General features: G+C 67.7%; 7 protein-coding genes and 3 tRNA genes. 7 read left to right on the top strand and 3 right to left on the bottom strand.

What is annotated here, in order from left to right:
* Positions 1-112: 112 nt before the first annotated feature.
* On the bottom strand, positions 113-850 hold the full coding sequence (locus ACFXPK_RS23840) for a DUF2786 domain-containing protein (protein WP_385078395.1): 738 nt from the start codon (positions 848-850) through the stop codon (positions 113-115).
* A gap of 502 nt (positions 851-1352) precedes the next feature.
* On the opposite strand from ACFXPK_RS23840, the gene ACFXPK_RS23835 reads away from it, so the two are divergent.
* Positions 1353-1802, top strand: a complete 450-nt coding sequence (locus ACFXPK_RS23835) for a hypothetical protein (protein WP_385078392.1) — start codon at positions 1353-1355, stop codon at positions 1800-1802.
* The gene (locus ACFXPK_RS23830; RefSeq protein WP_385078389.1) at positions 1792-2427 is read left to right on the top strand and encodes a hypothetical protein; all 636 of its coding nucleotides are present in this window, start codon (positions 1792-1794) and stop codon (positions 2425-2427) included. Before ACFXPK_RS23835 ends, ACFXPK_RS23830 begins: the two co-directional genes overlap by 11 nt.
* A 909-nt stretch (positions 2428-3336) precedes the next feature.
* Here the strand turns inward: ACFXPK_RS23830 and ACFXPK_RS23825 are convergent.
* Together ACFXPK_RS23825 and ACFXPK_RS23820 are read right to left on the bottom strand one after the other, a co-directional pair.
* Positions 3337-4005 (bottom strand): DUF4145 domain-containing protein, encoded by a 669-nt coding sequence (locus ACFXPK_RS23825; RefSeq protein ID WP_385078386.1) that lies wholly within the window; start codon positions 4003-4005, stop codon positions 3337-3339.
* A gap of 535 nt (positions 4006-4540) precedes the next feature.
* Complete coding sequence (locus ACFXPK_RS23820; protein ID WP_385078383.1) at positions 4541-5395, bottom strand: tyrosine-type recombinase/integrase; 855 nt, start codon at positions 5393-5395, stop codon at positions 4541-4543.
* Positions 5396-5775: 380 nt separating this feature from the next.
* Here ACFXPK_RS23820 and ACFXPK_RS23815 point away from each other — a divergent pair.
* From ACFXPK_RS23815 to ACFXPK_RS23795, 5 genes are all read left to right on the top strand, one after another.
* Positions 5776-5850: transfer RNA gene (locus ACFXPK_RS23815), tRNA-Asp, on the top strand.
* Positions 5851-5871: 21 nt separating this feature from the next.
* Positions 5872-5948, top strand: a tRNA-Phe gene (locus ACFXPK_RS23810).
* A 242-nt stretch (positions 5949-6190) separates the two neighbouring features.
* Entirely contained in the window at positions 6191-10228 is a 4038-nt protein-coding gene (gene hrpA, locus ACFXPK_RS23805) for an ATP-dependent RNA helicase HrpA (protein WP_385078380.1), read from the top strand.
* A 90-nt stretch (positions 10229-10318) separates the two neighbouring features.
* Positions 10319-10393: transfer RNA gene (locus tag ACFXPK_RS23800), tRNA-Asp, on the top strand.
* 353 nt (positions 10394-10746) lie between these two features.
* Positions 10747-10998, top strand: coding sequence for a DUF6274 family protein (locus ACFXPK_RS23795; RefSeq protein ID WP_384996322.1), 252 nt, complete (start codon positions 10747-10749; stop codon positions 10996-10998).
* Positions 10999-11460: the final 462 nt, after the last annotated feature.

Raw genomic sequence — 11460 nt, 5'->3', positions numbered from 1 at the left:
GCGTTTAGGTTGGTTTTTGTTTAATGGGCCCAATACATTTAACTGGGTTCACCCCTCTGCTTTGGGGGGGGGGGGGGGGGGGGGGGGCGCCCCCCCCGGCGAGACAGGCGCGTCAGGCTGCAATCGCTCCGGCGCTCTGGGCACCGATGCGGCGGCTACCTCCGATGTCGGCGCGGTTGCCTGCGGCGGCTCCGTCGCCGTACCCGCTGCCGCTGTAAGAGCCGCGCGTGTGCCGAACGTGCGGGTGCTCCTCGCGGTAGAGAGCTTCCACCTTCGCGTCACGGTCGGCCAGCACGAGTTCACCGCTGCGGCCGGTGGCCGAAGTCTCCTCGCTGGCGGTGGCGCGTGCGGCCTGCTCGATCGCCTCCAGACGTGCAATGACGCGCTCGATGAACCCGAGGGTCCACGAGTTCCGCCATGCCCGCGCGCTGCGGACGCCGTACGGGACAACCTGCGCACTGAGCCCGCCGAGCATCTGAAGGTGGAGCGAGGAGTAAAGAACCTCGGCGCGCTGGATGTCGGACTCGTGGCCGACGATGTGAACGCGGCGCACCTTGCCCCGCACCCCCATGTGCACGGCCTTGCATCCAACGCTCTGAGCGATGAAGCAGATCAGCCGGACACGGGACATGGCCCACGGGTTGGGGAGGTCGACGTACTTAGCGGTGACCGCGTCCCGCGACGGCTGCCCGTCGCTCAGCATGGCCTCTTCGACGCCGTACTTCGCCATCATCTCGAACGCCCGCTTCCGGGCCAACTCCGCCTCCGACTCCGGCGTGCGGGGGTCCTCCGCCGTGGCGAGCAGAGCGCGGATGGTGTCGAGCTTCCCGGGGGCCTTCGTGGTGCTCACGTGCGTTCTCCTGGTGAGAGAGGTTGTCGGCGGCCGGTCGGTCCGCCGTTCGCCGGTCGGGGGTTGCCCTCCCCTTCCGGCACCACTAATTAAACCATGTTATTGGGTTCGGGGCAAGCCTGCTCCGCATCAAACCCGCAGGTGGCAACGCTCCTCCCGCACCACTCACCCGCTTCCATCCCGTACGCCGTCGACCCACACGCAGTGGAGCGGACGCGGTGCCGGGCGTCCAGGTGGAGCGCGCCACTGCACGAACGACCTGGACGCCCGGTGCCGTGTCTGCTCGCCTTGGCTGGGTCGACGGTGTGCGGGATGGAAGCACCCTCACCCCCACGAACCCGCAGCCGGGCACGAAGCCCCCTCCGCCCCGGTGCCGGCCGATCCCCCGCCGGAGGCACTGATCACTGACCTGACCCCACCGAACCCGTGGTTCGAGATGTCCGCGGACCTGTGCCTACGGTGCGCGCGACGAGCAGTGATTTCGAACAGACCTGGGGACACGGTGAGCACCAATTCGACAGGACCGGTGAGCGCGTCCGAGCTACGGCGGCGGGTTCGCGCCGCTGAGGCGCTGAAGGCGAAGACGCGGGAGTTGGCCGCCGCGAAGGCACTGACCGCACGCGAGGCCGCAGCGAAGGCGGCCAAGGCGAAGGAGGAGGCCGACGTCACGGCTCGGGAAGCCGCTGCTGTCGTCCTGCGACTTTTCGCCAACGACGCCGAGTTGGTCTCGGAACTGCTGGGCGTACCAGCGGAGGAGTTGGAGCGGGACGCGAAGCCCGTTACCGCCGCGCGGGCGAAGAAGGTCATCGAAGAACTGCGGGCCCGCGCCGAGCGGCCCCGCTCCACCCTCCCCCGTAAGCCTCGACCGGATGCGGCCGGCGCGGCTTACTCGACCTCGAACATCCCGACCCAGGTCGTCACCACGGGCGACAGCCAGGCTGATGCCGCCTGAGAACGACTTCGGGCCCGGCCTCTTCCCGCTCGCGGCGGTGAACGGGTCCGGGCCCGTTTACCTTGACGAGCAACTTTCACTCATTGGCGAGCCAACGCCTGTCCGCATAAAGGCCATTGAGTGGGCGGTCTGGCTGGCCGACGAGTCCGTTCAAGCCCGGTACTGGGCGAAGGTCTACCGGACCTCGTCAGCCGAGGACTGCTGGTTCTTCCTCGGCGGGATCTCCAGCACCGGCCATGCCAGCTTCAGGGCCGCTTCGCGGCCGGGCAGGACACGAACGGGAACGGTGCCGGGCCACCTGTACGGGTACCAACTCGCGCACGGTGTCATCCCTCGACTCGGCTGGGGAACCGACAGCCCGACCGTCTGCCACACCTGCGACAACCACTCCTGTCAGCAGCCGACGCACCTCCGGCTGGGCACGGCAGCAGAGAACCGGACCGAATGGCTGGCCCGCCGCAGAAACCCGGACAGTCCCCTCGCCGACCTCCGCGGTCCGGCCGGACGATCCCGCGCGATCGGCGCCGCCATCCGGGCTGGCCGCGAGGACGGGGAAGCCGAAGCAGAGATCGCGGCGCGCATTCGGACGGCGATGAGCACGGGCCGACCGCTCAGCCTCTGGTAACACGGCCCCGTACCCCAGCTTCCGCTTGTGAAGATTTCCGTCACCGAGGGCGCCCCGATTTTCGCGTAGCGCTTCACACGCGCGTTATAACGCACGAGGCGCGCAATTCGAAGTCGCCATTCCGGGCAAAGAACCAAAATGCAATGAAGGGAACATTCCGGGAAGGTGGCCCTCTGCCCGGCTCGCGTGACATATCGTCATCACTGCGATGCCGATCCGTCGGCACATGTGGCTTCCATCACCGGCAAGTGAATCCGTGGCTTTACTCACGGCCCATTGGTGCATTGGAGGAAAACATGAACAGCGGGGAGTCGCGTGAAAAAGGGAAGGGACCGGCCAAGGTCTTAATCGCCGTCCTGACAGCGCTGGCCAGCCGAGTAGTTGGCGACTGGTTCACTGACTGGAGGAGGCGTCATGGACTGTGACCGGCCCCTGATCACCCTTCGCTGACCGCTTGCACGGCCAGTTGGCCGGGTGTCACCAACCCAGCCTGCGGGATCATGCCCTGCCGGGACATGGTCCCGCATTTTGTTCGCAAACTACATTGTCGGCCGATCCCCCCGGTGTCAACTTAAAAGCGTCACTGCCCCAGCACCTTAGCGCGGTCCCCGCGCAGGCGGGGGTGAACCAACCAAGCTGGCGGTCCGACAAGCGGTGGCCGGGCGCGTCTTTGTAAGCAACGCGAGGTGGAACCCCACCGGTTCCACCCTGAACGTTCAGCCTGAGCGCCCTTCCTCTCGCGTACGAAGAGCGGGGCGGCAGGTCGGCGAGGGCGGGGTCGCGCCAGAAGCACGCGCCGAAGGCCGGCTCAGAAGGGGATCAGAAGGTCGACAAGCGGAACGATGGCTCGTTCGGCACAGTCGAGGCTGGAGAGGAGCTTCCCTTCTAGGACCCGTGTCTTACATGGTCCTATGCCTCGGTAGCCGGACTGGGCACAGCAGATGCCTTCCTCTGTGCCCTCCTTCGGCGCCGCTCTGAGAACTCCTCGTACTGCACAGTCAGTACGTAGATGTGCTCCAGTAGTGCCTCAGTGAATACCAGGGCGTCCTCCGCGTCCTGCCGCTTGACCGCATCACCATGAGCACCATCGTTTCCGACAAATCGCAGGGCTGTTGCCCAGTCCAGTAGCCGGCCCTCGATCTTGTCGTTCTGCTTCAGCCAGTCGATCTTCTTCGCAAGGGTGTTCCCGGATGCGCCCTGGTCGTTGCAGACCAGTTCCAGCGTCCTGCGGGCCATCGTGGCCGTTGCTGAGTAGGCGTTGGCCTGATGAAAGCATCGGTAGGCCTCTTGGAACGCGCGCTGGACCCGGTGCGGCGCGTCCACCATCGACGCACCGTTGGGCCAGACGTTCTCTGGGCTCTCCCACTCGTCCGGACCCTGCAGAAAGTTACTGGCAAGAACCATCGCTGTCTGGCAGGTGGTGCAAGCCACCAGAACTACCCGGCACGGGTCCTCTCTGCCGATGTCGTCATCTGGCGGCTCTACCACCTCGCCACGGACAGCGGCGAGTACCTTTTTGCGGCACACCGGGCAGTCCGCGATGAGCAGAGTGTCGGCTGAAGTGTTCGTCTGGGGCATAGACGGAGACTAGTCCCGGTCTGCAGCGTGAAGCTCGGCCACCGCCAAGAGGGGGCGTGGCCAACAACATTCTTCGAGAGACGTTGCCGTCGCCTCCGCGCCCTCGGGAGCTCATCGCCGTGCGGCATCTTTACGGCGTAAAGAGTCAGTCCCTCAACCTGTGGGTGTTACGCCTGAGACCACTTCCGGATTATGGGAGGTGGTCTCAGTCTCGCACTCGGGGGGACTCCCACTGGTCGCAAGGGTGTTGGCCTACTCAACGGACAGCAGTGCCCAAGTCTGGGCGATAACCACGCCAAGCATGATGGCTTGGATCCCTCCTCCGGTCTCCGACTTCGTTGTCGTCGCGATCGCCGTCGGGAACCTGCTGCTCAACCTGTGTGACGACTCGCTGCTCGCAACGGCCGCCAGCCTCCGCCCGCGATGCCCTGGCCAACCAACACAGGAGAGAGTGCCCGCACCCGCCGGCCCCACGGATCCATCGAGCGGCCCGAGTGCCGACGACGCCTAAAGGGTCAGTCATCGCGTACGGCCGTCAGGACATCTTCTTGAGGGCGTTCTTCACTGCCTTACCAGATAGGACCGCGTCGTAGCAGCCTCGACAGAACGGCCGAAGTCTGCGGTCCTCGGGCTCTCCACTCATCGGGGACTCGATCGTGACGTCGACCAGCAGCACTGGATCGGCCGCGCCCCAGCACGCATCCGGGATGTACAGGTGGACGTATCCGCACATGCATTCGCAGGGGAAAGCCTCCGCAGCGTCCTTGTCTTTCACCTCCGGCTCCAACATCGGGAACTTGATCCGCGGAGGCTTCTTGCCCCTGCGGACCTGGTGTCCACCGGCTCGGAAGGCATGGATGCCAGGAGCGGCGAGACCGGCAAACTTAGCTGCGGACTCACGACTGAGCGCTGCGCCCTTCGGGTTCACGAAGAGCGGCCCCTCGGTACGGTCGCCCCTCGCTGCGCGGGCGAGGGCCGCGGTCTGTTCGCTGAGGGGGATCGTGCGCTCGTCCCTCTCGCTCTTCGGATAGTCCACGCTGACCTTGTGCTGGTCAAGGTCGACATCGCGCACATCGAGCGCAAGCGCATCGCCGATTCGGAGGCCGCCCTCCCACAGCAGTGCCCACAGCGCGCGGTGCCCGGCCGGAATCGTCTCGTCAGTGATGAGGCGCAAGAAGTCCTCGGGCGCAACGGTCTCGGCAGCCAGATCAGCGCGATGCCCCTGGCCGGGCCGCTCATTGCGGGCAGCGTCGGCCGCCGCCCGGTCATAGCGCATGGCGCCGGTGACGGGATCGCGGTCGACAGGGTCGAGCGGGGCGAGGATCCGCCGAACAGTCGCCGGGCTGAGGCTCCAGCGCTCGGCGCACTCCCGGGCAGTGGTGAGATCCATGCCCCAAGACTTCTGCACACCCAGTGCAGAAGTCAAGCCGCCGGTGACGCACACCACCGCGGTTTCCGTCGCCGACCGATCGCTTCACGCCCATCACGTTTCGGAACACCACGACACCCGACGCAGAATCCTGGGATCATGGGCATCTCGCGCCATCTCGGAGACCTGAAATTTGCAATTACAACGGCATGCCGCCCCGTGCTGACATGTCAGCACGGGGGCTGGATCGAGAAGGATCGAGCTGGACTCGGCGGGACGCAAACAGGGGCCGTTACCGGGCTCTCGCGGATCTCCGCAGGTCAGGAAGGTAACGATTTCGGGTTCGAATCCCGTTGGGGGCACGCAACACTGTGTGCGAGACTAGTGCTCGCACATTGCTAGGTCCTGTGGAGCAGTTTGGAGTGCTCGCCACCCTGTCAAGGTGGAGGCCGCGGGTTCAAATCCCGTCAGGACCGCTTGCAGCCGTGAGGCTGCGTGGCTGGGTAGCTCAGTTGGTACGAGCGATCGCCTGAAAAGCGATAGGTCGCCGGTTCGATCCCGGCCCCAGCCACCACCGCCCGCAAGGGCACGAACCCCCGTCCGGGAGATCCGACGGGGGTTCTCCTGTTTCCCTCCCGTACGGTGCCGCAGGGGTCCCGCGTACGGCCGGGGTCCCGCGTACGCTCGGCGTCCCGCGTACGGTGCCGGCGGGCCCGCGTACGCCCTGCCGTACGGTGGCGCCGCGCGGCCCCCCGCCCACGCCCACGACGAATTCGTTCGCCTCTCCGTCGGCCCGGGTGAGATCCTGGTTTCGGTATGTCTACTTCCTTCGCCGACCTCCAGACCCTGCTGGCCGACGTCCCGCTGCGCGACGCGCAGCGGCTCGGCCGCCGTCTCGAAGGCGCACGGCGCATCCGTAAGCCCGAAGCGCGACAGGCCGTGCTCGACGAAATCGCAGGTCAGGCCGGTAAGGCCGCCGAGCGGATCCGGCTGCGCGCGGGGCGGGTGCCCGCCGTCTCGTACCCCGAGCAATTGCCCGTCAGCCAGAAGAAGGACACGATCCTGGAGGCGATACGCGACCACCAGGTCGTGATCGTCGCCGGGGAGACCGGGTCGGGCAAGACGACCCAGATCCCCAAGATCTGTCTGGAGCTGGGCCGTGGCGTCCGCGGCATGATCGGGCACACCCAGCCGCGCCGGATCGCCGCCCGTACGGTCGCGGAGCGCGTCGCCGAGGAGTTGGACACCCCGCTGGGCGGGGCGGTCGGCTGGAAGGTCCGCTTCACCGACCAGGTCGACCAGGACGCGACCTTCGTCAAGCTGATGACGGACGGCATCCTGCTCGCGGAGATCCAGACGGACCGCGAACTGCTCGCGTACGACACCCTCATCATCGACGAGGCCCACGAACGCAGCCTCAACATCGACTTCCTGCTCGGCTATCTCGCCCAGCTCCTGCCCAGACGCCCCGACCTCAAGGTCGTCATCACCTCCGCGACCATCGACCCGGAACGTTTCTCCCGGCACTTCGGGCGCTTCGCCTCCGTGGACGTCGATGGCGGCGAAGGCGGAGCGGAGCGGGGCGCGCCCATCGTCGAGGTCTCGGGCCGTACGTACCCGGTCGAGGTCCGCTACCGCCCGCTCCTGGAGGACGACAGCTCCGAGCGCGACCGCGACCAGATCACCGCGATCGCCGACGCCGTCGAGGAGCTCCAGCGCGAGGAGCCCGGCGACATCCTGGTCTTCCTCTCCGGCGAGCGGGAGATCCGCGACACCGCCGAGGCGCTCCAGAAGCTCCCGCACCGCGACACCGAGGTCCTCCCCCTCTACGCCCGGCTCTCGCACGCCGAGCAGAACCGGGTGTTCCAGCGCCACAGCGGCCGCCGGATCGTCCTCGCGACGAATGTCGCCGAGACCTCGCTGACCGTCCCCGGGATCAAGTACGTGATCGATCCGGGCAACGCCCGGATCTCCCGCTACAGCCACCGCACCAAGGTCCAGCGGCTGCCGATCGAGAAGATCTCCCAGGCCAGCGCCAACCAGCGCAAGGGCCGCTGCGGCCGTACCTCGGACGGGGTCTGCATCCGGCTCTACTCGGAGGAGGACTTCGACGCCCGCCCGGAGTTCACGGACGCGGAGATCCTGCGGACGAACCTGGCCTCCGTCATCCTCCAGATGACCGCGGCCGGGCTCGGCGACATCGAGAAGTTCCCCTTCATCGACCCGCCGGACCACCGCAACATCCGCGACGGTGTGCAACTCCTCCAGGAGCTGGGCGCCTTCGACATGGGCGAGAAGGGGCCCGCCAAGCGGCTCACCCCGCTCGGCCGCAAGCTCTCGCAGCTCCCCGTGGACCCGCGGCTCGCCCGGATGGTCATCGAGGCGGACCGCAACGGCTGCGTACGGGAGGTGATGGTGATCGCCGCCGCGCTCTCCATCCAGGACCCGCGCGAGCGCCCCTCCGAGAAGCAGGCGCAGGCCGACCAGCAGCACGCCCGCTTCAAGGACGAGACCTCCGACTTCCTCGCCTTCCTCAATCTCTGGCGGTACGTAAGGGAGCAGCAGAAGGCGCTCTCCTCCTCCGCGTTCCGCCGGATGTGCAAGTCGGAGTACCTGAACTTCCTGCGGATCCGCGAGTGGCAGGACATCTACTCCCAGCTCCGTACGGTCGCCCGGCAGATGGGCATCCACCTCAACGAGGAGGACGCGGCGGAGCAGTCCGTCCATGTCTCCCTCCTCGCGGGCCTGCTGTCGCACGTCGGCATGAAGGACGTGAAGGAGAAGGACGCCTCGAAGAAGGACGGCGGGAGGGACGGCAAGGACGGGACGCGGAAGGACGGCGGCAGGAACGAGTATCTGGGCGCCCGCAACGCGAAGTTCGCGGTCTTCCCCGGCTCCGCCCTCTTCAAGAAGCCGCCGCGCTTCATCATGTCCGCCGAGCTGGTGGAGACCTCCCGGCTCTGGGCGCGCGTCAACGCGCGGATCGAGCCCGAGTGGATCGAGCCGCTGGCCGGCCATCTCCTCAAGCGGACGTACAGCGAGCCGCACTGGGAGAAGGACGCGGCGGCCGTCATGGCGTACGAGAAGGTCACGCTGTACGGGGTTCCGATCGTCGCCCACCGCAAGGTGAATTTCGGCCGAATCGACGCCGAGGCGTCGCGGGAGCTGTTCATCCGGCACGCGCTGGTCGAGGGCGACTGGCGCACGCACCACCAGTTCTTCCATGACAATCGCAAACTGCTCGGCGAGGTCGAGGAGTTGGAGCACCGCGCCCGGCGCCGCGACATCCTCGTGGACGACGAGACGCTGTACGACTTCTACGAGCGTCGGGTGCCGGAGAACGTGGTCTCCGGGGCGCATTTCGACTCCTGGTGGAAGGCGAAGCGGCGCGAGGAGCCGGAGCTGCTCGACTTCGAGCGCTCGATGCTCATCAACGAGAAGGCCGGCTCGGTCACCAAGGACGACTATCCGGACTCCTGGCGCCAGGGACCGCTCAAGTTCCGGGTGACGTACCAGTTCGAGCCGGGCACGGACGCGGACGGCGTCACCGTCCACGTTCCCCTCCAGGTCCTCAACCAGGTCACCGCCGAGGGCTTCGACTGGCAGATCCCGGGGCTGCGCGAGGAGGTGGTCGTGGAGCTGATCCGGTCACTGCCCAAGCCCGTTCGCCGCCACTACGTGCCCGCGCCGAACTACGCGGCGGCCTTCCTGGACCGGGCCGTGCCCCTCCAGGAGCCGCTGCCGGTCACGCTGGCGCGCGAACTCCAGCGGATGGTCGGGGTGCCGGTCTCGGCCGAGGACTTCGACCTGAGCCGGATCCCGGACCACCTGAAGATCACGTTCCGGATCGTCGACGAGCGGCGCCGCAAGGTCGCCGAGGCGAAGGACCTGGAGACGCTGCGGCTCCAGCTCCGCCCCAAGGCCCGCCAGGCCCTCTCCCAGGCCGCGGCGGCCACCGCGGAGCGCGCGGGCGGCGCGACGATCGAGCGCACCGGTCTGACGGAGTGGACGATCGGCACGCTGGTACGGATCTTCGAGACCCGGCGGGCCGGCCAGCCGGTGAAGGCGTACCCGGCCCTGGTCGACCAGGGCGCGACCGTGGCCGTACGGCTCTTCGACACGGAGGCCGAGCAGCAGCAGGCGATGTGGGCCGGCACCCGGCGGCTGATCATGCTGAACATCCCGGTCAGCCCGGCGAAGTTCGCCTCCGACAAGCTCACCAACCAGCAGAAGCTGGCGCTCTCCCGCAATCCGCACGGATCGGTGCAGGCGCTCTTCGAGGACTGCGCGACGGCCGCCGCGGACAAGCTGATCGCGGACCACGGGGGTCCCGCGTGGGACGAGGAGTCGTTCCGGAAGCTGTTCGACACGGTGCGCGCCGACCTCGTCGACGCGACGGTACGGACGGTCGGCCAGGTCCAGCAGATCCTGGCCGCCTGGCAGGCCTGTGAGCGCCGCCTGAAGGCCACGAACAGTCTGGTGCTGGTGAAGAACGTCCAGGACGTCAGGGACCAGCTCGCGGCCCTCGTGCCGGCCGGCTTCGTCACCCGCACCGGGCTGCGCAGGCTGCCGGACCTGATGCGCTACCTGGTGGCGGTGGACCGCAGGCTCCAGCAGATGCCCACGGCCGTCCAGCGCGACACGACGCGCATGGAGAAGGTCCACGAGATGCAGGACGAGTACGCGTGGCTGCTCGAACAGCTTCCGCGGGGACGGCCGGTGCCGCGCGAGGTCCTGGACATCCGCTGGATGATCGAGGAGCTGCGGGTGAGCTACTTCGCGCACGCGCTGGGCACGGCGCAGCCGGTCTCGGACAAGCGGATCGTGAAGGCGATCGACGCGGCGGCCCCGTGAGACGGGGGCCTCGCTCATCCAGTTCGACCGCACCCTCCGAGCTGCTGTAGAGTCTCGTTTCGCAGCCGCCACTACGGGGCCGCGAAACCTGGTCCTGTGGAGCAGTTTGGAGTGCTCGCCACCCTGTCAAGGTGGAGGCCGCGGGTTCAAATCCCGTCAGGACCGCAGTGAAGAAGGCCCGCATCCGGCAACGGACGCGGGCCTTCTTGCGGTACCCGGACCTTCCTTCGATGCACGGACCTTCCTGCCGTACGCGGAACTTCCTGCGGTGGGTACGCGAGGCCGGCCCGTCCCCGGAGGCCCGCCTTCCGCCGCGTGCACCGCTCCCCGGTGCCCCCCGCGCCCGACTCCATTGCATACGGCAAGGCCCGTCGACGCGGCGGTAACGCCGCAGTAATGGCGTGCCCAAATCCGCCGGGGCCGGGGCGATGCGCCTTGACGGGGTTCGCGGCCCGGGGGTACCTAAACAGAAGGCCCCTTGTCCGTCACATCCCGGGGCCGCACCGGGGGTGGTGTGCGTGACCGCATCGACAGCGAGGCCGACCGACCGGGCCAGGCCCGCCAGGCAGACGAAACATGAGACGGGCGCGCTGCTGCGCGCCCATCTGGCAGCCGCTTCGGGGCGCCCGCACGCCACCGGGTACTGCCCGATCTGCCATCGCCTCCAGCGGCTCGTGGACGAGTCCGCGGCGGCGCTCGACCCGGCCCCCGGGGGCACCGGTTTCCTCGTGGAGAAGTTACCGGGGGACCAACCCCCTCCCGCGAGCTGACGTTTGACTGCCGTTCAGCCACCGGCCGACGGTCCGTCCCGCCTCGTTCCGCATCGCCCCGCGTGGCGGTGTGCGTTCCACGGAGGCGCCGACCATGATCTGACACGTACCCGGCGAGCGGTTCGCACCCCGTCGGCGGAGCAGAGAGGTGTGACGGGAGTCACGTGAGAACTTCCTGCACAGAGCAGGACTTACACCCTTCCTACAAGACACCAATTTAATATGTGCAATTGCACTCCTCCTCAGAGCCCTCACCCACCCGTTCCCCGACCTCCCCGGAACCACTCGTTCCACACGGTCCGCGCACAAAAAAATCGCGGGGGGGGGGGGGGGGTAGGGGGGGGGGGAGGTGGTGGTGGCCGTGGACCGCACCGGGGTGCGGCCACCGCTGGCCTACGGGTTCCGTAGGGTGTTGTAGGGCCGCCGAACCGCGGTGTGGTTGGGGTTGGGCGCGTTCAACGG

Source organism: Streptomyces sp. NPDC059142, assembly GCF_042755665.1.
GTDB lineage: Bacteria > Actinomycetota > Actinomycetes > Streptomycetales > Streptomycetaceae > Streptomyces.
Note: the sequence above shows the minus strand (reverse complement) of the source record. Positions and strands in the feature narration are given on the sequence as shown.

Coding starts and splice junctions, on each gene's coding strand:
- ACFXPK_RS23830 (WP_385078389.1), top strand. CDS start 1,792: ATGCCGCCTGAGAACGACTTCGGGCCCGGCCTCTTCCCGCTCGCGGCG.
- ACFXPK_RS23825 (WP_385078386.1), bottom strand. CDS start 4,005: ATGCCCCAGACGAACACTTCAGCCGACACTCTGCTCATCGCGGACTGC.
- ACFXPK_RS23820 (WP_385078383.1), bottom strand. CDS start 5,395: ATGGATCTCACCACTGCCCGGGAGTGCGCCGAGCGCTGGAGCCTCAGC.
- hrpA (WP_385078380.1), top strand. CDS start 6,191: ATGTCTACTTCCTTCGCCGACCTCCAGACCCTGCTGGCCGACGTCCCG.